The following is a 23,073-nucleotide window of genomic DNA, read 5'->3' as shown; positions in this document are numbered from 1 at the left end:
GCAGGGCGAACGGCCCGCGGCAGAACGGAGAGACACATGCGAGCCATCAGCATCGAGCGCTTCGGCGACACCCCGGAGCTCAGGAAGCTGCCCGTGCCCGACCCCGGCCTCGGCCAGATACAGGTCACCATCGAGGCGGCAGCGATCAACCCGCTGGACGTCGCCATCGCGTCCGGCGCGCTGGAATGGCTCGGGGAGTACCGGTTCCCGCTCACGCTCGGCCTGGACGGTGCCGGCACCGTGACCGCGATCGGTGACGACGTGACGCGATTCCGCGTTGGCGACCGTGTCGTCGGCCAGTTTTGGAGCCAGCCACTGCACTTCGGGACCTTCGCCGAGGTCTGCGTCGTCCAGGCAGAGCCCGCGCTCGGCGCGCTGGCAACCATCCCCACCGGGATGCCGAGCCACATGGCCGCCGCGCTGCCGACCGCCGGCATGACCGCGCTCGGCGCGATCGAGCACACACGGGTGCCCGAGGGCGGCACGCTGCTCATCATCGGCGCCACGGGAGGTGTCGGCACGTTCGCAGTGCAGGCCGCAGCAGCCCGCGGGATCCGGACCATCGCCACGGCGTCCGCTCAGCACGCCGAGCAGATACGCGAGCTCGGCGCCACCGAGATCGTCGTCCGTGGGGCGCAGCCCCTCGACCAGGCTCTACGCCAGCTCGCACCCGAAGGTCTCGACGCGGTCCTCGACCTTGTCGGCGACCGCTCACTCACCAGCAGCCTGGCCGGCACGGTGAAGGACGGCGGTGCGCTGCTGTCGACCGCTTTCGGTCTCGACGACCAGCTCATGGCCGAGGCACGCATCCACGCCGCGAACTACTCGCTCGACCGCAAGCCGGAGCGGCTCGGCGAACTCACGAAGCTCGTCACCGCAGGCAGCATCCGGCCTGTCATCGGCACGGTGCTTCCCCTTGGGGAAGCACCGCGAGCCCTCGCCGGCGACCTCCGGACCGCGCGGCTACGCGGCAAGACCGTGCTACAGGTCGGCTGAGCCAGGCCCCGGACCACGACACAGGGCGCTCACTCAAGCTGATGACTCGCCGGCCCCAGCGTCGAATAAGCGGCACCTAAGACCGTGTCCTACGGCGCTTGAGCATCTTGATCCGGTTGACGTGCCCTTCGACGACGCCAGAACTCCACGGCAGAGTGAGGCCGGCGATGACGGCGTCGCGGTCGCGGTCGATGCCCGCGGCCAGGGTGTGGAGGCTGGGCAGGTCGTCCTGCCGGACGGCGTCGAGCCAGGCGCCCGCCCTGGCGCTCGGTGAGCATGGTCGCGAAGGATCGGACGTGCCCGGTGAGGGCGTCGAGTTCGGAGCAGTGCGTCCGGACAGCCTTGAGCTGGAGTTGCTCGGTCTCGGTGAGGGCGTCCGGACGGCGGAGGATCCACCCGGCGACGGTCCGGGGCGAGGGCGGCCGGGCGGTCACCGGCTGCGGCGAGGTGCGCTTGTCGTGCAGGTAGGCGCGAACGCGCTGGTAGCTGCCCTTGTAGCCGAGTGGCACGATCTCCTCCCACAGCTTCCAGGCGTTGGTGCAGCCCTCGCTCCAGCGGTCGTCCAGGTAGGGCTTGTAGTCGTCGAGGACGGAGAGCCGGTTCTGCCACTGCCCGAGGAACAGCTCTTCCGGCGTCGCGGCGTCAGCGAACTGCTTGACGGTGCGGTAGGTCATCCCGAGCTGCCGCTGGACCGAGCGCCGGCTGTGTCCCGCCGTCAGCAGTGCATGGACGGCGGCATGCCGGGCCCGGGTCTGGTCGGCGAATCGGTGCCCGCGCGGGCAAGGAGAACCGGACGAGTCCGCGGCCGGAACAGCCTTGGGTTCGGGTCCGGGAACCCTGGCGACCAGAGCGCGGAGGCAGCGACGGTGACCCGAAATGATGACCTGCATACGCACCGATTCCGGCCCAGATCCGCCAGGTTCGAGCCGGTGTCTCTTTGAGAGACGTAAAACGCCGGTTCCTCGCGTACTCCTCTCCATCATGCTTGCCGGACCCGCCCCATCTGGCAGTACTGGACACGTCCCGGCGTTGTCAGGGCCGCTCTCACCCTCCCCGGCATCACCCGGATCAGGCTGCCCTCAGCTTCAACCCGACTGCTGCGACAGCGAGTTGGTGCAGGTCTTCCACCCCCACTCGAGCCAACAGCGCCTCACGGCGCAAACAGAAGTTGAGCCAGAACCATTTCTCGTGAACAACCATGAGCCTCAAGATCACCAACTGCTGCCCGAACGGACGAACATTCGCAGCTATTTTGAAATGAACGAAGCCAGCACATGGAGGAGGGACGTGGAACTCAGGACCGGCCTGGCCCCACGAAGGCGTCGACGAAGGTGCTGAGGCCTGTGTGGGCGAGGACGAGGCCCTGCTCGGAAAGCGCGGTCGGGAGTCGTCACACCAGGCCGAGCCGTGGGAGGGCAGCCGATGATGAAAGATCCCGGGCTACAGGCCAATGCCGAACAAGGATGCAGCGTTTCCGGAAGAGAACTGTTGGCGCTCTGTCTCGGAGGGGAAGTGACCCAAGAAAGAACAAATTTCCTCTTTGGTCGGCCGTTGGAAGGGGTAGTCCGTGGCGAACATCAAACGGTCGACAGCGGTCACCGACAGAGCATGATGCAGGTGAGCCGGGTTGAGCATGCCGGAGACGGTGATGTGGAAATTCAATCGGACGCAGTCGGACACGGAGCGCTGCAGACCGGCGGTCCGGGAGATGCTGTCGGCCCGATCGAGCCAGAAAAGCAACGTCTCTCCCCAGTGACCGAGCACGATCTGGAGGTCGGGATGACGGTCGAAAGTACCTCGGAGGATCAGCCGCAAGGCTGCTGTTGCGGCGTCCAGGTGCCATCCCCAGCCGAAAGTGGCCAGGGCGAGCTCCGTCATGGGGTCGAATCCTCGGTATGAGGCGTCACGGACAGCTCGCGATGGCAGTTGGGGATGAATGAACACGGGCTGACCGAGTTCCGAGGCCACGCCGAAAAAATCGTCGTAGACGGGATCGTCGAGAAACAGGTCCCCTGATCGGCCGTACACCATGGTTCCCACGTGCCCCATACTCGCGGCTCTTTCAAGCTCGGCTGGGACGTCCTTCGGTGAGGACATGGGCAGGGTGGACATCGAGCGAAGACGGGCAGGGTTTCGGGCGACGGCCGCCGCGGCCACGTCGTTCGCGGCGCGACTCAGCGCCAGGGCTTCGCCGGGTGGCAGCGACTGGGTTGCCGGCGGTGTCAGGGCGAGGATCGACACGTCGATACCCTGCGCGTTCATCGCCGCGATCCGGCCCGCCTCCAGGTCCTCCAAGCGCTCCTGGTTGTCGTCCATTTCCCCGAAAACGAGACTTTCATCCGGGTGCGGCAGGGCGTGGAGGGCAGCCGTCAGATCCGGCATGCTCCAGTGTTCTTCGATGGCGATGATCGGCACGATCTCCTCCTTGAGGCCGCTCCAAGCCGGCCGGTGGCGAGCGGTGAGTGCTGGGATGGGCCGCAGGGATCACCAGGGGACGGTCTGGCCGAAGCGGTCCAGATATGCCAGGCCGGACGTGCCCAGTCGGGAGAGCAGGACGTCCACCAGCAAGGGGACGGTCTCCTCGATGGTGTACGGCGCATCCGGACCACCCAGGGCGGTGCGTATCCAGCCCGGCGCCATGAGCACGAAGGCGCGCCGCGTCTCCCCCTGCCGGGCCGCGAAGCTCCGCAGGAACATGTTCAGGGCTGCTTTGCTCCCCCGGTAGACCTCGCGGCCTCCCGTCGCGTTGTTCGTGATGCTGCCCTGTCCGGAGGACATCGCCCCGATGAGTCCCGCCGGGGACACCAGGTCTTCGAGGGCTTCAATGACGCGCATGGGGCTCAGCGCGTTGGTGACCATCACGTCGATGAAGTCGGCCGTCGCAACCCCGCCGATGGGCGTCTGCTCATTGTTGGTCGTGCCCGCGTTGACGAAGAGCACGTCGAGTCGGCGGTGCGCCACACGTGCGTGCAGCGGGGGCAGGTGGCCCGGGTCGTTGATGTCGAGATGCTCGATGATCAGCCGCCCGTCGGCGCGGTCCGCGAGGTCGTGCAGCGGCGTTCGGGCAGTGGTGTCGCGAACGGTGCCGACGACGTTCCAGCCCCTGCCGAAGAACTCCGCCGCCATCGCGTGACCGAGGCCGCGCGAGGCCCCGACGATGAGAGCGGTCGGTGGGTGTTGTTCAGTGGAGGTCGATGACATGCAGCGTCATCTCCGTTCTTCGAGCGTTGGACTCCGTTCGGGCATCGGTCAAGGCCCCGGGATCAGCACAGGGCGGTGCCCGCTGCCGCGGCCCTTCAACCCGCGCGGTTCAAGTGTTTCGTCCACACCGCATCGCAGGCGAGCGACGAGGGCTCATTTGTAGTATCGGCGACATGACAAGGGCGCTCATGACGGAATCTGCTTCGATTCAGCCCGACGATGTGCGAATCATTCGTGCGTTGCAGATCGCTCCACGAGCTTCGTTCGCCGCGATCGCGAACGCCCTCGGTCTGACCGAGGGGGCCGTCAACCGCCGGTATCGCCGGCTACGCGCCGACGGTGTCATCCGCGTGGCCGGCGTGGTGAACCCGGGTGCCCTGGGGCAGAGCAGGTGGCTGGTGCGGCTGCGCTGCCGTCCCGGCAGTGTCGCGGCGATCGCCGACGCGCTCGCCAAGCGTGACGACATCAACTGGGTAGCCCTGGGTGCGGCGGGTTGTGAGGTCACCTGCGCGACGCAATCCCGGACGCGGGAACAGCGCGAGGATCTCCTGGTGCAGCGGCTTCCCCGCACCGCGGCGGTGATCGACATCAACGCCTTCGCCATGCTCCGGCAGTTCCTCGGAGGTCGCGGCCACTACTGGTCCGCCCTGCAGGGCACACTGTCCCCTCGGGAGGAAGCAGCGTTGGGGAGCGGCGGGCCCCCTTTCACCGAGTCTCCGGTCGTCACCCGCAAGCCACTGCGCCTCACCCTCGAGGACGACAAGTTGCTCGATGCGCTCGCCGCAGATGGCCGTGCCAGTCTCGTCGATCTCGCCACAGCCGCAGACCTCACTCCGGGACGCGCCTCGCGGCGCCTTGAGTCTCTGCTCCAGCATCGCGTCGTCCACATCGACGTCGAGATCGCCGCAGCAGCCTTGGGCTATCACGCTCGCGCGCACCTCTGGCTTCGCGTGCACCCGTCGGCGGTGAAGAGCGCGGGCCGCACACTCGCGCAGGAACCCGAGATCGCCTTCGCCGCAGCCATCTCCGGGCCCTGGAACATCCATGCCGTCGCACACACCCGGGACCTCGACGAACTGTTCGAGTTCACGTCGGAACGCATCGGGTCCCTGACCGGACTGCAGAGCATGGAGGTCTCACCCGTGCTGAAGTACGTCAAACAGGCTGGCACCCGCCTCTTGGACGATCGCCTCGTAGAGCCGTCCAGCGCTCGCGCGCGACGCTGAGGGGCTGTGCCGAGACCAGCAGCTCGACGGGTGCCGAACCTGCTGAGGCGTCCTCCCTCGCGAGTCGGAAGAGGCGCGCCGCGACTCAGGGGCGGCCACGGCCTCGGCGCTCATCTCGTGCCGAGCCGCGACCGCGGAAGAACGATGGCCTCATGCGACTGGGGGCATTGAAATCCCGTCCGCACCGCTGGCCGGACGCAGGCCGATGGCGGCCGTCAACTCCGTCATGGTGCGGCGACACGAGCTCACGGACGCGCAGTGGCAGAAGTTCGAGCCGTTACTGCCCGCGAACGGCAAGCCTGGCGGGCAGTGGTCCGATCACGGCAAAGTGATCAACGGAGTGCTGTTCCGGGCCAGCGGGGGTGCCCTGGCCGCACCGGCCTGAGCGGTACGGCCCCTGGCAGAGCATCTATGAACGGCATGGCCGCTGGTCGGCGGATGCAACGTGGCGGCAGATCCTGCCCGAGTTACACATCGAGGTCGGCGCCGCCGATCCCGACGGGGCCCTGGCCAAGGCGGTAGGCGCGGAGAGCGCGCAGCGCAGGCGCGAATGGGCCGTGTGAACATCGACTCCACCTCCTGCCGGGCGGGCGAGCGTGCTACGGCGGCCTTGGCGGGCACGGTTGATGAGGGCCGAAGTCCAGCCGTGGTACAGGATCCCGCGGTGTGTAAAGAGCCGGTGCGCAGAAGCGGGCGGCGGTGGCGCGCAGCTGGTCCTTGCGTGCGGTGTGTCATTGGATGAGGGGTCCGAGGACCGAGCCGAGCAGGCCCCCCCATCACGCCGATGAGGGCGGCCAGTACGAGGTCGATCGCTGACTCCGCTCAACCGGGTGAGGACGTCTCCGGCTGCGATGGCCAGCAACGGAAGGCCGGGTGGCTCAGCCGAGGATCGCGTATTGAGTTGTGATCAATCTGCGGGATTCGCCTCTCAACAAAGGCTGATCACATGGCCAGCGGGCGATCGCACTGGATGCACATGCCGGTCAGCCTGTGGGCAGGCCGATCTGATGGCGTTCGAGCACGGAGCGGAGCTCCGAAAGGACCTGTACGGCGGCCGGGCCTGAGGGGCCACCGAGGGCGCCTGCGGTCAGCTCGGCCAGCGTTTCAGTGAAGGTCGCCTCCGCCGCCTCGACGAGTTGCAGGCCGTCATCGGTCAGGTCCAGCAGTGATGAGCGACGATCCGATGGATTGGCTCGCCGTATGACCCATGCCTGCTTCTCCAGGCGGTCGATGCCCTTGCTGGTCGCACCGATCCCGATGGCGAACTCGGCGGCAAGGTCCGCCACCCGGGACCCAGGGTGGTCGCGCAGGAAGCGCAAGAATTCGAACTGCGAGGTGACGATCCCGTGCCGCTCGCGAAGACGGTCGTTCAGCGCGTTGTAGAGGCGCGTCTCACAGCGAACGAGGTCGGCGAAGAAGCCCGGGAGGTCGACCCGGCCACCGCTTGACTTAGATGCCATGGCATATATCTTAGCACCCACACAGATGCCTGGGCATATAGTTCCCTGGCATGTACTTACGCTGGAGGCGACAATGAGCAGGCAGCAGCGCGCGGAGATCGACGCGATGGTCCGACGGCCCCGGCCTGAGGGCCCTCGGTCGGTGGAGGAGCTCCGCGCCGGGTTCAGGGCGATGATGGCCGAAATGATCGTCCCGGCCGGGATCCGCACCCAGACTGCGACGCTCGGCGACCGGGCCGCGGTGCTCGTCGAGCCGGCCGGCACTCCGAAGGCCGGGACAATCCTCTACTTCCACGGCGGCTCCTACGTGGTCGGTTCACCGGAGACGGCGATGTCGCTGACGGGAAACCTGGTGACCAAAACAGGATTCAGGGCGTTCTCGTTGGACTACCGGCTTGCCCCTGAGCACCCGTTCCCGGCCGCGATCGAGGACGGGCTGAGCGCCTACCGCGCACTTCTCGACAGCGGCGAAGACCCTTCGGCGATCGCGTTCGCCGGGGACTCCGCCGGTGGCGGCCTCACTGCCGCCACCTGCCTCGCCGCTCGCGGCGTGGGCCTGCCCATGCCCGCCGCGATCGTGGCATTCTCCCCTGGACTCGACATGACCCGGACAGGCGGGAGCATGGCCCGCAAGGCGGGCATCGATCCGTTCTTCACGCGTGAGGGCCTGGAACACACCGGGGCCATGTATCTTGCGGGACAGGACCCACACCAGCCCATGCTCAGCCCCGCCACCCTCGCCGACCTGACCGGCTTCCCTCCGATACTTCTGCAGGCGGGCACCAACGAAATGCTCCTGGACGACTCCACACGCATGGCCACGCGCGCGAGGGACGCCGGAGTGGACGTCATCCTGGACGTCACCGCTGACGTTCCACATGTCTTCCAGGCGTTCGCCGGCGTCCTGGACGAAGCCGACGAGGCACTGGAGCGCGCCGCTCTCTTTCTCCGTCAGCGCATCCGCACCAAGGGCACGGCACACACGCCAGCAAGCTGAAGGAGGCATAAGCCCTCATACGGATGACGGGCCACATCCCGGGCCCTGGCTCGCCGTTCCCCTCCCTGGCAGCCAGGGCCCCGCTCCGAGGGCCATCCAAAACCCCGAAACCGGACTCACATTGACGACATCACGGCCACAACGTCAGTAACGGGTAACGGCATGATGGGGAACTCCGACGGCACGCCGATCGACCGCGATGCCGCCGTCGGCCTGCTGCATAGTGCGTTCGAGCAGGGTGTCAACCACATCGACACGGCCGCCTTCTACTTCTCACCATCGCGGTCCGCGAACGAGCTCATCAACCGCGCCCTCTCGTCCTGGCACGGCGACGTGGTCGTGGTGACCAAGGTGGGCCCGGGACGCGATCCCTCCGGCGAGTGGATCACCAAGGCCCGCCCCGACCAATTGCGTGGCCAGGTCGAGGAGAACTTGCGACAGCTTGGCCGGGACTACTTGGACGTGGTGAACCTGCGCGTCAACGGCCCCCTCACAGCCTCGATCGCCGAGCACTTCGGCGCCCTCGCCGAACTGCGCGAGGCCGGCCTGATCCGGCACCTCGGTCTCTCGGGTGTCCTGCCTCAGCACGTGACCGAAGCCCAGACGATCGCGCCCGTGGTCTGCGTGCACAACTCCTACGGCCTGGACTGGCGCCGCGCTGACGAGAATGGGCTGATGGAGCTGTGCGGGGAGCAGGGCATCGCCTTCGTCCCGTTCTTCGCGGTCTCCGGCCTGCGGCGCGAGGCAGCCGCAGGCCAGGAGCAGGACGCGCGCGTCCAGTCTGTTGCCCGCGCCCACAATGCGACGCCAGCCCAGGTGCGGCTCGCCTGGACCCTGCACCGCGGTCCGCACGTGCTGGCCATTCCCGGCACCACGAACCCTGTACACCTGGCAGAGAACATCGCCTCTGGAAGCCTGCGCCTGACCGAGGAGGAGTTGGCTGTCCTCGACAAGCGGGTCAGCCCCGCGACTTCACCGCGAACCGACGGGCGAAACCCTTGATATCGGGATAACCAGCCCGTGGGTTTCCTCTGAAACGGCTTCAGTTTTCGCGAACGCGCGGGTGTCCTGTCGCAGTGAGCCTGTCAGATGGCGAGCCCCTGACCCGCTGTGGTGCCAGATCGTTTGAGATCGCCGTGAACCGGTGTTCTCAACCGATCTGGCTTTCGCGGAAGTCTCGTTCGCGATAGAGGCAGAACCGCCAGCAGCACCGATAGGGTAATCGCGTGGATCAGGATGAACGGCTGCTTCACGCCTCGTCGTTCGGCGCAGCGGCGGTCGAATACGCGGAGCATCGTCCGGACTATGCGCAGGCCGCGGTGCGCTGGGCACTCGAGCCCGGGCCCGGCCCGCGCGTGCTCGATCTCGGTGCCGGAACGGGCAAGCTAACTGCCACGCTGGTCGCGCTGGGTGCCGAAGTCATCGCGGTCGAGCCCGATCCGGCGATGCTGACCGAGCTGCGTCGCATGCTGCCGGCTGTCCGTGCCCTGTCGGGTAGTGCCGAGGCGATACCGCTGCCGGACGCGTCCGTCGATGCCGTGCTGGCCGGCAACGCCATGCATTGGTTCGACATGTCCGTCGCGGGACCCGAGATCGCCAGGGTCCTCGCACCCAACGGCATCCTGGCCGGCCTGTGGAACCTCATGAACGACGGGGTCGAGTGGGTTGCCGGGCTCGCGCGGGTCAGCGGGAGCGCAGCCATCGGCCCGCGTGACACGCCCGCAAGCTGGCGCGTCGAGACGGCCGACATGCACCTTCCGAAGACGGGTGCGGCTGCCCGGTTCGGCTCGCCGGAGCAGGCCGAGTTCCCGCACGGGCAGTGCCGAACCGCCGACTCTCTCGTCGCGACCATTGCAACGCGCGCGGGAGTGCTGGTCATGCCAGAACAGGAACAAGAAGCCACGCTGGGCCGGATCCGCGCTTTCCTCGCGAGTAGACCGGAGACCGCCCGCGGCGAGTTCACACTTCCGATGCTGACCGGCGTGCTGCGCGTCCGGCGACTGTGAAGCATCACGTCGACAACGATGGATGAGACGCCGCGTGCACGGTTGTGGCGGCCAGCCTTCGGGGCGGCCGAGGATCGCAACGGCACAGGGAACCGCGGGGAGCGAATCGTCGACGCGGTGGCGGCTGACTTCTGGGGCGGTCGAGATCGCAACAGGATCTCGGCGCGCTGTCGGTACGGCGTGACGGAGTGGCGGCCGCACTCCCGTGCGGCCGAGGATCGCAACGCCGCCTACGCGGGCCCCTTCGCATCCCGCAGCATTGTGGCGGCCGTCCTCCGGGACGGTCGAGGATCGCAACCACATGTTCCGGATGCCGTCGTTGTAGACGGTCCCGACATGGCGGCCGTCCTCCGGGACGGCTGAGGATCGCAACCACGACATCGTCACCGGCTCCGTCACCACCAACAATGTGGCGGCCGTCTTCCGGGACGGTCGAGGATCGCAACGGGTCGTCGGTGGACTGGAGCGGCACGTTGTACTGGTGGCGGCTCCCCTCCGGGGTGGCCGAGGATCGCAACATCGCGTGGTGCGTGCAGGAGTTCCTTGGCCTCGACCCTGACCGGCCCGACACTCCCATCGCGCTGAATCATGGCGGCCGCCCTCCGGGGCGGCCGGGAATCGCAACTCCCACTCGGAGTTGAAGCGCATCACCTCGCTGGTGGCGGCCGCCCCGGTGGCGGCGCCGAGGATCGTACCCACAAAGTCCGTCGGCCTGCCCCCTCGACGTGCTCAAGCTGGCGGTCGCCCTCCGGGGCGACCGAGGATCCCGCAGCCGGCGCTGCACGGTCCGTGTCTCCGACAAGACCGCATCGACCAGCTCGAACGGCATGATCGGCGTCAGCTCTCCCAGATGGCCCGGCGCGAACCGACCCGCGGCCACTATGACCGTACGGGTGATGGTCGCCAGAGGCGGTGGCAGGACACAATTCTCGGGCAACGGAGCTCCTTCGGGAACAAGCTGTCTTGGACGACTGCCTGTACCAACGAGCTCCGTTGCTCCATGTCAGGACTTTCTCAACTCCCTTGCCTGACCTGCGAAAACGCTAACTACCCGGCCTTGGGGAAACTTCACTGCCCGGCTACACCACTTCACGGGACGCCATCCCGAAGCGGGTGACATCGACCGAGACCTCACACCGACAATCGCCTCCACGGCGCGTGCCTGGCCCGTGCACGGTACGCCGAACAGCGGCAGAGCAGGGCAATGCCCGAGGGGGCTGTAGAGGGTGGTGGCCTGCGCGCTCCGGAGGTCAGCTGTCACACCGAAGCGGCACGCTCCCTCGTGGTGCGGCCCTGAGTCTGAGACCCGCGATGGCGTCCCTTCTCGTGGTGTAGCCGATCAAGCCGACGGAATCCCCAGGTCGGGGCCCGAATCCCTCTCGCCGGAGGCCCTGTTGGAGCTCGCCGAGCCGGGACCAGCGGTGATCGCCGGGCGCCCCGCAGCAGCACGCACCGGACGGCTCCGAAGCGGAGGCGCCAGAGCGTGATCGGCTACACCACGGCGGGGGACACGACCAGACCCGCTGATGTGTGGCCCCGTGCAGGAGGCATCAAGGCGGTGACCGTCGAGCAGCACTCCAGCTGGTGGGCTGCAGCTTTCTGCCGGCCGATGCGTAGGCCGTTTGCTCCTGAACGGGCCGCCAGAAGGCCGCAGGAACGCAAGGCCAGGTGAGGGGGGCATTTGGCGGCCCAGGGCGGGTACCACGGGTCCGTGAGGACGTGTCCCAGGACCTCCGGGAGTTGCCGGCGTGCAGATCGTTTTGTTGGTATGGCCGAGTATGACGGGCGTCGGTGCAGCTGTGGCCCCGCTCGGCCGTAGGCAGTGCTCGTTTCCGTTCGGCTCGCGTCGGGCGGCCGGGGTGCGGGCGGAGCCGGGGTGACCGTGGGGCCGGGGCTGCCGGGTGCGCTGGCTCATCTCGAGCCGCTGCTGGACGGGGGCGGGTACGCGGCGCTGGCGCTGCTGGTGGGCCTGGACAATGTGCTGATCCCCGTTCCCGGGCAGACGATGCTGATCGTGGCCGCCGTCTACGCGGGTACCGGCCGGATGAACGTCGTCGCGGTCGCGCTGGTCGCCTGGGCGGCCGCCACCGCTGCGGCGGAAGCGGCCTACCTGCTGGGGCTGCGTCGGGGCAGCGCTTTGATCGACCGCTATGGGCACTACGTCCGCCTCACCCCACAGCGCTATGCGCGCGCGGAGAGTTTCTACCGGCGCCGCGGTGTACCGATCGTCTGTGCCGCCCGCTTCGTGGATGTGCTACGTCAGACCAATGGCCTGCTCGCCGGCGCCAACCACCTCCCCCACGCACGCTTTTCTGCCGCCAACGCGTTGGGTGCCGCCGTATGGGCTGGTTTGTGGACGGCGCTTGGCTACGGTGCCGGCACGGACATCGGCCCCCTCTACCACGAGGCCGTGCGCTACCAGCTCCTGCTGCTGCCCGCCCTCGCCCTGCTCCTCGCGTTCTTCCTCGCGCGTGCGCGGTGGAAGCACCGTCGCCGGCAAGCGCAGGACCGCGCGTCGGCCTCCCGGTGAGACCACTGCGAAGCCGACTGGCCTGCACTGGCCGACCTCCTCGCCCCCGAGGCGGTGATCATTGACGCGGCCCTCGACGGCGCGTGCTCGACGTTCTGGAGGCCAAGTTCCCCAAGGCCGCAGCCCACCTGGACGCCGCCCAGGGCGACGTGTTGGCGTTCACCGCGTTCCCGCGCGAGATCTGGCGGCAGATCTGGTCGAACATGTTGTTGTGGCCCTCGACGGCGCCGGAGCTGAGGCCGAGCCCAGCGACGACGGCGTCGAGGTCTTGGCCGAGGCCGGTGATGAAGCCGTGCAGGGCGGTCACTTCGTCACCGGCCACGTCGACTTGCCCTTGCTTGGCACCATCACGTTCCCGCCACGCAATCAGCTGGGCTTTATCGCCGGACTCGGCGCCCTTGCGGCAACCGGAGATCGAGTGGCCGATTGCCGCCGCTGTGGGAGTCGGCCACCAACTCGCCACCAGCCCCAGCAGCAACGTCATTCGTGATTTCGGGGAAGGCCTCCAGGAGGCCTGAGGACGTCGCGTGCCGTGTTTGCTGCGCTCGGGACCACACAGCCCGTTCACTGCTGGCACGCCTTCTACCGAGAACGTCTCCCTCCACCCTGAGACAAGTGCGCAGGGCGGGACGCCGGGGAATCGCCCTCTTGATTCGTCACCGGCCCCGAGGGGACTCCTTGTAGAGGCATACCAACCCCGCAGAGAGGTCGTAGACGCATGACGGTGCAGCATGATGACCGTGGTGAAAGCAGGGACCTGGAGGTCAACCCGGTCTTCAGCCGTGAACCCGTCCGGGTGCCCCGGTACGCGATGCCGAGCGGCGAGATGGAACCGGACACCGCCTACCAGGTGGTGCACGACGAGTTGATGCTCGACGGCAACGCCCGGCAGAACCTGGCCACGTTCGTCTCCACCTGGGCCGAACCCCAGGCCCGGCGGCTGATGGCGGAGTGCGCCGAGAAGAACATGATCGACAAGGACGAGTATCCGCAGACCGCGGAGCTCGAGACCCGGTGCGTGCACATGCTCGCCCGGCTCTGGCACGCCGAGAACCCCCGTCAGGCGATGGGCTGCTCGACGACCGGATCCAGCGAGGCCGCCATGCTGGGCGGGCTGGCGCTCAAGCGGCGCTGGCAGCACCGGCGCCGCGCCGAAGGCAAGCCCACCGACCGGCCCAACCTCGTGATGGGCATCAACGTGCAGATCTGCTGGGAGAAGTTCGCCGACTACTTCGAGGTCGAACCCCGTTACGTACCCATGGAGGGCGACCGCTACCACCTCACCCCCGACAAGGCGGTGGAACAGTGCGACGAGAACACCATCGGCGTGGTGGCCGTGCTCGGCTCCACCTTCGACGGCAGTTACGAGCCCGTGGCCGACATCGCCGCGGCTCTGGACGACCTGCAGTCCCGTACCGGTCTGGACATCCCCATCCACGTCGACGGCGCGTCCGGAGCGATGATCGCCCCCTTCCTCGACCCGGACCTGCAGTGGGACTTCCGACTGCCGCGCGTGGCCTCCATCAACACCTCCGGCCACAAGTACGGCCTGGTCATGCCGGGCGTCGGCTGGGCCCTGTGGCGTGACAAGGACGCCCTCCCCGACGACCTGGTCTTCCACGTCAACTATCTCGGCGGCGACATGCCGACCTTCGCACTCAACTTCTCCCGCCCTGGCGCCCAGGTCGTCGCCCAGTACTACAACTTCCTGCGCCTGGGCTTCGACGGCTACCGGCGCGTCCAGCAGACCTGCCGCGACGTCGCCACCCGACTGGCCCGTCAGATCGCGGGGCTGGGCCCGTTCGAGCTGATCACCGACGGCAGCGACATCCCGGTCTTCGCCTTCCAGGTCCGCGAGGACATCGACCACTTCAGTGTCTTCGACGTCTCCGCAGCACTGCGCGAACGCGGCTGGCTGGTGCCCGCCTACACCTTCCCCAAGGACCGCACCGACCTGGCCGTGCTGCGCATCGTGGTCCGCAACGGCTTCAGCCACGACCTGGCCGATCTCCTCATGGAGGACCTGCGCCGCGTCCTGCCCCGGCTGGACAAGCAGGGTGAGCCGCACCGCGACGAGGACGACGCCGGGGGATTCGCGCACGGCGCGGAGACCAAGAACCCCCGCCGCCCCGGCCGCCACTGACCACAGACCGCCAACCGCCGGCCCGGTGCGAGCCGCGAAGGGCCGGCCGACCCCTGGAGGAAGCCCGTGTGCCGTCTTTTCGGCCTCAGCAGCGCCCCGCAACGTACCCACGCCACCTTCTGGCTCCTCGACGCCCCGGACAGCCTCAGTCGGCAGAGCCACCGCGACCCCGACGGCACCGGCCTCGGTCACTTCGCCGCCGACGGCACCCCGCGCGTCGACAAGGCGCCCATCGCGGCCTACCGCGACCGCGCCTTCGCCCAGGAGGCCCGGCAGGTGGAGTCGGCGACGTTCGTCGCCCACGTGCGCTTCGCCTCCACCGGCAGCCTGGACGTGCGCAATACCCACCCCTTTGAGCAGGACGGCAGGGTCTTCGCACACAACGGGGTCATCGAGGGCCTCGACAAGCTCCACGACCACCTTGGCGAGGACCGGTCTCTGGTGAAGGGTGACACCGACTCTGAGCGGTTCTTCGCGCTGATCACCCGGGAGACCCGGCGGCACGGCGGTGACGTCTCCGCGGGCATCGAGCAGGCCGCCCGCTGGATCGCCGAGAACCTGCCCGTCTACGCCATCAACCTGATCCTCACCAGCCCCGAGGAGCTGTGGGCGCTGCGCTACCCGGACACCCACGATCTGTACGTCCTCAAGCGACCGGCGGGCGGACAGCACGGCAGCCAGCACCTCGACCACAGCGGCAGCCACGGCCACATGCGCATCCACTCCGCGAACCTCGCCGACCACCCCGCCGTCGTCATCGCCAGCGAACGTATGGACGACAACCCCCACTGGCGCGAAATGCAGCCGGGCGAACTCCTCCATGTCGGCCCCGACTGCCGCGTCACCCGCCAGGTCATCCTTCCCGACCCTCCAGCACACCAGCTCACCCTCGACGACCTGCACCCCGACGCGGCCGCCTCCCAAAAAGCCGCTTGACGATCGCCAGCCAGAGATCGCCGACAGGTCACCAAAGCGGAACTGGCGATCAGGAAGCTACGGGCCTCGGCCGGTCTTCGACCGGCAGAGCGCTTTGGCTTTGTCCGCGAGTTTTCGATAGCGGTTGTTCATCGTCTCGGGAGGCACACGGATCGGGTCGAGGTTGACGTTCACGAGAACGGACAGCACCCGGCCGTCAACGTTCCAGTTGGGCAGGCGAATCTCGGCATCGAGGCGTTCACGCCGGTCTGGATTCCTCGTCACCGTCACCGTCGCGACGTGCGGTCACCTGGTGAGACCCCCGGTGGGGCCGTGCTCCCCTCGTCGGGGCCGCCGGGCCACCGGTGTCCTCGGATCGACCCCACCCGTATCCGAGGACACCGGCATATGAAGGTGATGCTGCCGACCCGGCCCATGACGCATTGACGGGTGTGGACACGACAATCCGGGATAGGCGGCAGGTTGCTCCGGTGGCAAGGGCTGTTTGAAACCCGGATGCCGGGCCGGGCCGCTCGACAGCCCTGCTCTGCCCGCCGGGCGGCGGAGCAGGGGTGGGACGGAGATGAAGCAACTTGGGTTGGTTCAGACTCAAGGGCTGGAAGGCCGCGCGGCGGCACGGTCATCGATGCCATGCCGCCGCGCCACTCACCCCAGTCCCACCCGTTCCCTCGTGTGCCCACACGGAGCCGATCGTCGCGCCCACAAGGCTTATGTCTGCGCAGGAATGGCCTGGAAGCAGGTGGTAACTCGCCGGTGGTGGAGTTGGGAAGCAAGCCTCCCGCCGGTGACGTGCCCTGTCCCCATCCGCCGATCCTCACCCGCAGTCCACACCGGCGCCGACCGACGAACTAGTAGATCGTCGCGGCTAAAGTGTTGTTCTGGTTGGTGGAGTTGGGGTCGGGCAAGCTCCCCTTGCCGCTTCCGTTCGGCCTGGCAGGGGTGCCGTGTCCTCACAGAAGAAGTATCCGGTTGCGTTGAGTGCCGAAGATCGTCTGGCGTTGGTGCGCGTGACGACGACGGGGGTCCGCAGCGCGTGATGACCAGGCGGGCACGGGTGCTGCTCGCGTTGGACACGTCGGTCGGCGAGGTCGATCCGCAGGCGGTGATCGCGGACCGGGTCGGGGTCTCATGCGAGTCCGTCCGCCTGATCTCGAACCGGTACGCGGAGACCGGCGGCGATGTGTGGGCCACGGTCGGCCGGAAGGAACGCGCATGCCCGCCGGTGCCCTCCCCGATGACGGGCGAGGTCGAGGCGAGGCTGATCGCGCTCGCCTGCTCGGCGCCGCCCAAGGGACATGCCCGGTGGTCGCTGCGACTGCTGGAGAAGCACGTCGCGCTGGTCGAGGACATCCCGAATCCGCACCACCCCACGATCGGCCGGGTGTCAAAAAAACGGAACTGCGTCCTCACGTGAAGCAGTGCTGGACCATCCCGCCCGCTGCGAATGCGGCCTTCGCCGCGGCGATGGAGGACGTCTTGGCGGTCTACCGCCGCCCCCTCGACCCGGCCCGCCCGGTGGTGTGCATGGACGAGAAGCCGTACCAGCTACTCGGCCACGTCCGCGATCCGCTTCCCGCGCGACCGGGCCGTGACCGGCGCGAGGACAACGAGTACGTCCGCCCGGGCGATCTTCTGCTGGGTCGAGCCGCTGCGCGGATGGCGGCGCGTGGACGCCCGGCCCCGCCGGACCAGGGTCGACTGGGCGCACCAGGTCGAGCACCTGCTGACCGTGGACTATCCCGATGCCGCCACGGTCGTGCTGGTGATGGACAACCTCAACACTCACACCACCGCCTCGCTCTACGAGGCGTTCGACCCGGGGAAGGCCTTCGCGCTGGCCCAGCGCCTGGAGATCCACCACACCCCCAAACACGGGTCCTGGCTCAACATCGCCGAGATCGAGCTCTCCGCCCTCACCCGCCAGTGCCTGGACCGCTGCATCGACGACCTCGCCGTGCTCAACACCGAACTCGCCGCCTGGCAGCAGCACACCAACAGCAACCAGCGCCAAGTCGACTGGCACTTCACCACCGACGACGCACGCGTGAAACTGCGCCACCTCTACCCAACCACACAGCAAAACTAAGCCGCGACAATCTACTAGGTCCCGTCCCGGCGGCACCGTCACACCGGCGGCGGCGTGGCCACTCCCGCGCACGCGGGTTGAAGTGACTGCACAGAGCAACCGACAGGCCCGGATCCAGCCCAAGCACCGACTTCGTCTGGATACCCGACACAGGCGGGGGTACCCGCCTTCGCAGCACGGCCCATGGCCGAGTCCGGTACGCGGTGACAGCAACGGAGAATCACGTGAAGGCCCGCCGATCAGTGCAGCCCGCGGTTCCAGCAGATGAGCAGTCCGCCCGGGTCCTATCCGGCCGCTACCGGCTGGGTATGAGGATCGGATCGGGAGGCATGGCCGACGTGTACGAGGGCGTCGACACGCGCCTTCGGCGGTCCGTGGCCGTCAAGGTCTTCCGTCCCGGCCCCGACCCACAGATTGAGGACCGTCTCACTGCGGAAGCCGTCCTCCTCGGCCGCCTGCAGCATCCCGGCCTGGTCACTGTCTACGATGCTGGCCGCGACGACGACCGCACCTATCTGGTGATGCAACTGGTCAAGGGCCCGACACTGCGCAGCCTCCTGGCGGGCGGTGCACTGCCTGAGCAGGATGTGATACGTGTAGGCGCCGCTCTCGCCCGGGCGCTGGCCTATGTCCACCGGGCCGGCATCGTGCATCGCGACGTCAAACCGTCGAATGTCCTTCTCGATGCGGCCGGTGATCCTCACCTGGCCGATTTCGGCATCGCGCGCCTTGCCAACGCGACCCGCCACACGGCACCCGACGTCCTGATAGGCACCGCCGCCTATCTGGCGCCGGAGCAGGTCACGGGCAGGCGGGTCGGGCCAGCTGTAGACGTCTACGCGCTCGGCCTAGTCCTGCTGGAGGCCCTGAAAGGCGAATTGGAGTACGAAGGTACCCCGCTGGAGGCGGCGCTCGCCCGCCTCCACCGCCCACCCGAGGTCCCCACCTGGCTCCCCCCGGACCTCGCGACCCTGCTGCGGGCTATGACGGCCCACGACCCCGACGCCCGCCCGGACACCGACAGTTGCGCCGACATCCTCGCCTCCCGGCACGCCGGGGCCACAGCGCATCCGCTGCCTCTTTCGACTTCCTCCGAGGCCTCCCTTCCGGCGTCCTGGGCTGCTCGCCCCGACGCAGGAGAGCCCGTACGGGCGGAGGAGGTGGCGGTCACCCGGCCGAACCTTGCGATCGGCCCCCGCCACAGCCGTCGCCGGGCCGTGGGGACTGCAATCGCCGCACTTTCCGTGGCCCTTGGCACGACCCTCACCGTCGCCACGGCCACCAACGGAAGCGACCGCGCCCAGGCCGCTTCGCCCCACGTGCCCCCTGTGCACCAGCCCTCCCGCACGGCGACTCCCGAAAGCAGGTCCGGTGCTCTCCCACCGGTCGGATCGCATCACGCCCGGCCCACCTCCCGGACAATCGACACGTCAGGTCCGGCCGCTGCGGCGACCGGTTTTCATGCCGAGCCCGCCGCCAGGACATTCGTCGCCTCTGGCGCGGCGGCCACGCCGACCGGATCTCACACCAAGCCCCCCTCCAAGGGTCCGGCCTCGTCCCACCCGACAGCCCCGAAGCACCGTGCACCGGCGTGGCATCACGGCGCCGAGTCACGCAAACCCACGCAGCACCACCCCCGGAACGCCGACGACCACACCCGCCATACCGAACACGGCGGCCCGAAGCCGAAGCCGTAGCCGCCCGCAAAGACCGGCAGGTCCCCGCATCACCCGACGCAGAAGGGCCACGACTGATGCTCAACGGCTCAGGCCTTAAGGGGTGCGGTTAACCTAGTGCCGCATCAGACAACCCGCTCCAGGGCCTTCGCCATGCCCGTACCCGTCGTCCGCGTCGGCGGCCGGCGCAGCCACTCCAGCTCTGAGATCCGATGGCCTTCTGGAGCGTCCAGCAGCGCCACTAGGTGTATTGACCACCACCGTTGTTAACAGTGGGCGGCGGAGACGTGATCAAGGCTGGAGGCGCGTTATGGGCAAGGGGGATCCAGCCGGAGCCGTGTGCTCGCCCACTGTCTCGTCTGGTGGACACCGTTTCATCGCACGATCTGTCCCCGGAAGGTTCAACCTGCACGAGGGCGCCTGAGCGCGATCAGGCATGCGACGCGCCACCGTCCGCCGCCAGGCGCGTGAGCCACTCACGCAGCAGGCGCTGCTCGGCGTCGCTCAGGACATCGGCGTCGTCGGGGAGGGCGGCGCGTAGCGCGCGGGCCGCTGCGGCGGGACCGGACTCCGCGGTGGGGACCGCCGGCTCGGCGCGGGTGACGGCCGCGACCATGGACTCGCGCAGGACGGTCAACAGCGCGGGATTGCGGCGGTCCGCGGGGGTGGAGTGCCAGGTGGTGACCGCGCCCTGGCCGGTGGCCTGGATGATCTGGGCGGCCAGCTCCTCGTCGACCCGCAGCCACCCCCCGGCCGCCAGCCGACGCACCCGCCCATGGAGGATCTCCAGGCCCGTGCGGTCTGCTGCGTCCGTTCCCCGGCCGGTGGCCCTGTTCATCACCGCGAACAACTCGGGGCGACAGACTCCGAACTCGACCACCATGTCCCAGCCGCGGCGCAGCTCCTCCACCGGGTCCTGCGGAGCGGGGTCGAGCTGCGCGCGCTTTCTCTCCAGGAACTGGTGGCCCCAGGCCGCCTTCTTCAACCGGTGCCGCTCGGCTGCGGTCAGGACTATCGGGCGCGCGGCAGCAACAGGCAAGGCAGGCAAGGCAGGCAAGCCGATCAGAAGAGGTGGATCAGGACGGCCGCAGTCTGCCGCATCCGCTTCCACCTGGGTCCGGGCCGTGCTGGGGCAGCGGGCTCACGGTGATTCCGGAGGGCGTCGACAACGATCGGGCGGCTCAGGAGAGTTCGTGCCGAGTTCCGTCGGCGACTGCGTGGAGCTTGTCGGGGTTGGCCACGTTGTAGATGGTGGAGATGCGGCCTTCCGGATCGAAGTCGAAGGTCAGCGTGGCGACCACGCGGTCCGGGCCGCGGAAGACCACGCCCGGGCCACCGTTGATCCAGGTGAGCTCTGCCCGCGTCTGCCCGGGCTCGATGCCCTCGTAGGTCACGGTGCCGAGCGCGGCGAACCAACGGGCCACGGTCTCCAGGCCGACGACCGGCTTGAGGGCCTGGCGGACCTTGCCGCCGCCATCGGTCCACAGCGTCACGTCCGGGGAGAGCAGCTCCATGAGGGTGTTGATGTCGCCGCCTGTCGTCGCCGCGAAGAAGCGTTCGGTGACGTCGCGTTGGCGGGCGCGGTCTGCAGCGAAACGGGGCCGGCGGGCCTGGACGTGCTCGCGGGCGCGGTGTGCGGCCTGCCGGACCGCCGCCTCCGAGCGTTCCACCGCCTCCGCGATCTCCGGATAGCTGAAGGTGAAGACCTCTTTCAACACGAAGACCGCGCGCTCCAGGGGACTCAGCGTCTCCAGCACAACCAGCAGGGCCGTGGAGACCGAGTCCGTCGTGACAACGCCGTCCGCGGTGTCCGGGCCCGTGAGGATCGGCTCGGGGAGCCATGGCCCGACGTAGGTCTCGCGCTGGTGGCGAGTTGAACGAAGCCGCTCCATCGCGAGGTTGGAGACGATCCGGGTCAGGTAGGCCTTGGGGTCGGCGACCTGGGAACGGTCGGCCGCCGACCACTTGAGCCAGGCGTCTTGGACCAAGTCCTCGGCGTCGGCGGCGGTGCCGAGGATGCGGTAGGCGACGGAGAAGAGCAGGGTGCGGTACTGCTGGAAGGCAAGCTGGTCGGGGCCGGCCTGCTGCGGCTGGGTCACTTGGCGCTCCGAATCCGGGTGTAGCGGCCGCCGTGCGGCCAGAACGCGCCCGAGGCGGGCATCTTCTTCATGCGGGCGAAGGTCGGCCACGGCGCGGCGGTGACCGTCTCCTTGTACTTTGCGGCTCGCTTGCCGGTCAGCACGATCCGGCGCGGGCTGTCGTCGGGGTGGGTGAACTGCACGACGGCGTCGTTCCGGCCCAGGCTGACAGGTGTGTGGTAGTAGCCGAAACGGAAGGGCTTAGGCTCCTTGCCGGCCAGCACCCGCAGGATCGAGAGGGCCGCGTGCACGCCGGTGGGCATACCCCCCTGACAGGTCCCGTGCATCACGCCGTAGTCCTGACGGATCGCCGCCGCATCGCCCACGGCATAGACGTCCGGGTGGGAGACCGAACGCAGCGCGCTGTCGGTGACCACACGGCCACGCTCGTCGACGGTCAGGCCTGCGGCGGCGGCCAGCGGCGAGACACGGGTGCCGCTGGTCCACAGCACCGCGCCCGCCGGGATGCTGGAGCCGTCCGCGACCTCGACACTGTCCGGCAGCACCTTGGCCACCTCGACGCCGCTGCGCACCCGCACGCCAAGCCGGGCGAGCGCCGCGTCCAGGTAGGCCTTGGCCTTCGGGTGCATGCTCGCGCCCGGCTCCTGCCGGCCCAGCAGCACCACCTCCAGCTCCGGGTGCCGCTCGGCGATCTCCGCGGCGGCCTCGACGCCGGTGAGGCCGCTGCCGCCGACCACGACGGTCCCACCGTCGAGCCGGGTCAGCCGGTCGGCGAGGACGGCGGCGTCCTCCGGGCTGTTGAGGGTGTAGGCGTGGTCGTCCACGCCCGGGACGGTGACGCTGTCCGCGATGCTGCCCAGGCCGTAGACCAAGGTGTCGTAGCGCAGGACCCGGTCGTCGTCGATCCGGACGGTCTTCGCCTCGGCGTCCACGGCGGTGACCCAGCCACGGACGAAGCCGACGCTGGTGCCGTCCAGCAGCTCCGGAATGTTCATCTCGGCCGTCTCCTGACCGGTGGCGGTCATGTGCAGTCGGAGCCGCTCGGTGAAGGTGTCGTGGGGGTTGACCAGCGTCGCTCGCAGGCTTCCGCGTTTCCTGGTGCGGGCCGCGAGCTGGATCGCGGCGGAGAGCCCGGCGTAGCCGGCGCCCAAAACCAGGACCTCATGCTGCTGCGCTGTTGTCGCGTTCATCGCTCTGCTGTCTCTTTCGAGTCGGTCGTTCCTGCTGTGCGGACGACCACCAGACGCAAGCTGCCCTTCCGTTCGTGACATGGGGCCGATATGACCCGCGTCACATCGAGAGGAAAAAGCGTGCGCGGCATCAGCCCTCCGAGCACCGTGACGCGCTGCATTCAACCATGATCGACTGGCTTCGCATGGGAACTGACGGAACAACAGGAGCCGCAGGTCAGCGACAGGGGCCGGGTGCTTCCACGCCGCCCGCGAGCACGACCGCCTCTACGCCACCCCCGACCAGCGGAACAACGCCCTCACCCTTTGATCGCGGGCTTCACTCGAAACGAACCGCCCCCAAATCACCGATCGCCATCACCACGACACCTGGGCGGCGCCCACGACCGGCTCCGGAGTCAACCCTCGAAGGACTTCTGGAGCCGACCACTAAGAGGTCGTTTTCTCCCGATGTTTCATCCCGAAATTGGTGTTTGATTCCGTGATGTCGGGTCGCGCCAGGAGATGGTGGCTTCGCCGGTGAGGCG

20 protein-coding genes and 2 pseudogenes are annotated in these 23,073 nt (G+C 68.4%); 13 read left to right on the top strand and 9 right to left on the bottom strand.

Annotated features, from left to right (window positions below):
• The first annotated feature begins 36 nt into the window (after positions 1-36).
• Positions 37-996 carry an NADP-dependent oxidoreductase gene (locus ACIP94_RS35295; RefSeq protein ID WP_402435152.1) on the top strand — a complete coding sequence of 320 codons (960 nt, stop codon included), beginning with the start codon at positions 37-39 and terminating at the stop codon, positions 994-996.
• 76 nt (positions 997-1,072) lie between these two features.
• Here the strand turns inward: ACIP94_RS35295 and ACIP94_RS35290 are convergent, their stop codons facing one another.
• The 3 genes from ACIP94_RS35290 to ACIP94_RS35280 form a co-directional block, all read right to left on the bottom strand.
• Positions 1,073-1,201, bottom strand: coding sequence for a hypothetical protein (locus ACIP94_RS35290; protein ID WP_402435305.1), 129 nt, complete (start codon positions 1,199-1,201; stop codon positions 1,073-1,075).
• Positions 1,202-2,436: 1,235 nt separating this feature from the next.
• Positions 2,437-3,411, bottom strand: a complete 975-nt coding sequence (locus tag ACIP94_RS35285; RefSeq protein WP_402435149.1) for an amidohydrolase family protein — start codon at positions 3,409-3,411, stop codon at positions 2,437-2,439.
• A 69-nt stretch (positions 3,412-3,480) separates the two neighbouring features.
• Entirely contained in the window at positions 3,481-4,197 is a 717-nt protein-coding gene (locus tag ACIP94_RS35280; RefSeq protein WP_402435146.1) for an SDR family NAD(P)-dependent oxidoreductase, read from the bottom strand.
• A 173-nt stretch (positions 4,198-4,370) separates the two neighbouring features.
• Here ACIP94_RS35280 and ACIP94_RS35275 point away from each other — a divergent pair, with 173 nt between their 5' ends.
• Both ACIP94_RS35275 and ACIP94_RS35270 read left to right on the top strand, forming a co-directional pair.
• Positions 4,371-5,423 (top strand): Lrp/AsnC family transcriptional regulator, encoded by a 1,053-nt coding sequence (locus ACIP94_RS35275; protein WP_402435143.1) that lies wholly within the window; start codon positions 4,371-4,373, stop codon positions 5,421-5,423.
• A 205-nt stretch (positions 5,424-5,628) separates the two neighbouring features.
• A complete protein-coding gene (locus tag ACIP94_RS35270) occupies positions 5,629-5,808 on the top strand; it encodes a transposase (RefSeq protein ID WP_402435138.1) in 180 nt (59 codons plus the stop codon).
• A 598-nt stretch (positions 5,809-6,406) separates the two neighbouring features.
• Here the strand turns inward: ACIP94_RS35270 and ACIP94_RS35265 are convergent.
• The gene (locus tag ACIP94_RS35265; RefSeq protein ID WP_402435135.1) at positions 6,407-6,883 is read right to left on the bottom strand and encodes a MarR family winged helix-turn-helix transcriptional regulator; all 477 of its coding nucleotides are present in this window, start codon (positions 6,881-6,883) and stop codon (positions 6,407-6,409) included.
• Positions 6,884-6,956: 73 nt separating this feature from the next.
• On the opposite strand from ACIP94_RS35265, the gene ACIP94_RS35260 reads away from it, so the two are divergent.
• The 3 genes from ACIP94_RS35260 (at position 6,957) to ACIP94_RS35250 (ending at position 9,886) form a co-directional block, all read left to right on the top strand.
• The gene (locus tag ACIP94_RS35260) at positions 6,957-7,880 is read left to right on the top strand and encodes an alpha/beta hydrolase (RefSeq protein WP_402435132.1); all 924 of its coding nucleotides are present in this window, start codon (positions 6,957-6,959) and stop codon (positions 7,878-7,880) included.
• Positions 7,881-8,042: 162 nt separating this feature from the next.
• Complete coding sequence (locus ACIP94_RS35255; protein WP_402435129.1) at positions 8,043-8,882, top strand: aldo/keto reductase; 840 nt, start codon at positions 8,043-8,045, stop codon at positions 8,880-8,882.
• A gap of 224 nt (positions 8,883-9,106) precedes the next feature.
• Entirely contained in the window at positions 9,107-9,886 is a 780-nt protein-coding gene (locus ACIP94_RS35250) for a class I SAM-dependent methyltransferase (protein WP_402435126.1), read from the top strand.
• 766 nt (positions 9,887-10,652) lie between these two features.
• Here ACIP94_RS35250 and ACIP94_RS35245 read toward each other — a convergent pair.
• Positions 10,653-10,805 (bottom strand): annotated as a pseudogene (locus ACIP94_RS35245) (transposase domain-containing protein); the annotation flags it as partial.
• A 903-nt stretch (positions 10,806-11,708) separates the two neighbouring features.
• Between ACIP94_RS35245 and ACIP94_RS35240 the strand changes: the two are divergent.
• The 4 genes and pseudogenes from ACIP94_RS35240 (at position 11,709) to ACIP94_RS35225 (ending at position 15,495) form a co-directional block, all read left to right on the top strand.
• Positions 11,709-12,416, top strand: coding sequence for a DedA family protein (locus ACIP94_RS35240; RefSeq protein ID WP_402435123.1), 708 nt, complete (start codon positions 11,709-11,711; stop codon positions 12,414-12,416).
• Between the two features lie 80 nt (positions 12,417-12,496).
• Positions 12,497-12,619 (top strand): annotated as a pseudogene (locus tag ACIP94_RS35235) (transposase); the annotation flags it as partial.
• Between the two features lie 515 nt (positions 12,620-13,134).
• The gene (locus tag ACIP94_RS35230) at positions 13,135-14,559 is read left to right on the top strand and encodes a glutamate decarboxylase (RefSeq protein WP_402435120.1); all 1,425 of its coding nucleotides are present in this window, start codon (positions 13,135-13,137) and stop codon (positions 14,557-14,559) included.
• A 66-nt stretch (positions 14,560-14,625) separates the two neighbouring features.
• Entirely contained in the window at positions 14,626-15,495 is an 870-nt protein-coding gene (locus tag ACIP94_RS35225; protein ID WP_402435118.1) for a class II glutamine amidotransferase, read from the top strand.
• Between the two features lie 57 nt (positions 15,496-15,552).
• Here ACIP94_RS35225 and ACIP94_RS35220 read toward each other — a convergent pair whose 3' ends face one another.
• Positions 15,553-15,765: a hypothetical protein gene (locus tag ACIP94_RS35220; protein ID WP_402435115.1), complete on the bottom strand. Its 213-nt coding sequence runs from the start codon at positions 15,763-15,765 to the stop codon at positions 15,553-15,555.
• Positions 15,766-16,531: 766 nt separating this feature from the next.
• On the opposite strand from ACIP94_RS35220, the gene ACIP94_RS35215 reads away from it, so the two are divergent.
• The 3 genes from ACIP94_RS35215 (at position 16,532) to ACIP94_RS35205 (ending at position 19,278) form a co-directional block, all read left to right on the top strand.
• Positions 16,532-16,909 carry a helix-turn-helix domain-containing protein gene (locus tag ACIP94_RS35215; RefSeq protein WP_402435112.1) on the top strand — a complete coding sequence of 126 codons (378 nt, stop codon included), beginning with the start codon at positions 16,532-16,534 and terminating at the stop codon, positions 16,907-16,909.
• Between the two features lie 30 nt (positions 16,910-16,939).
• Positions 16,940-17,581 (top strand): transposase, encoded by a 642-nt coding sequence (locus tag ACIP94_RS35210; RefSeq protein ID WP_402435109.1) that lies wholly within the window; start codon positions 16,940-16,942, stop codon positions 17,579-17,581.
• A 308-nt stretch (positions 17,582-17,889) separates the two neighbouring features.
• Positions 17,890-19,278: a protein kinase gene (locus tag ACIP94_RS35205; protein ID WP_402435106.1), complete on the top strand. Its 1,389-nt coding sequence runs from the start codon at positions 17,890-17,892 to the stop codon at positions 19,276-19,278.
• Positions 19,279-19,687: 409 nt separating this feature from the next.
• Here ACIP94_RS35205 and ACIP94_RS35200 read toward each other — a convergent pair whose 3' ends face one another.
• From ACIP94_RS35200 to ACIP94_RS35190, 3 genes are all read right to left on the bottom strand, one after another.
• Positions 19,688-20,272: a TetR family transcriptional regulator gene (locus ACIP94_RS35200; protein WP_402435302.1), complete on the bottom strand. Its 585-nt coding sequence runs from the start codon at positions 20,270-20,272 to the stop codon at positions 19,688-19,690.
• Between the two features lie 166 nt (positions 20,273-20,438).
• Positions 20,439-21,356: an RNA polymerase sigma-70 factor gene (locus tag ACIP94_RS35195; protein WP_402435103.1), complete on the bottom strand. Its 918-nt coding sequence runs from the start codon at positions 21,354-21,356 to the stop codon at positions 20,439-20,441.
• Positions 21,353-22,546 (bottom strand): NAD(P)/FAD-dependent oxidoreductase, encoded by a 1,194-nt coding sequence (locus ACIP94_RS35190; protein WP_402435100.1) that lies wholly within the window; start codon positions 22,544-22,546, stop codon positions 21,353-21,355. The genes ACIP94_RS35195 and ACIP94_RS35190 overlap by 4 nt, the downstream gene beginning before the upstream one ends.
• Between the last annotated feature and the right edge of the window lie 527 nt (positions 22,547-23,073).

The sequence above is a fragment of the Streptomyces sp. NPDC093261 genome, from assembly GCF_044753645.1.
Classification (GTDB): Bacteria; Actinomycetota; Actinomycetes; order Streptomycetales; family Streptomycetaceae; genus Streptomyces.
Note: the sequence above shows the minus strand (reverse complement) of the source record. Positions and strands in the feature narration are given on the sequence as shown.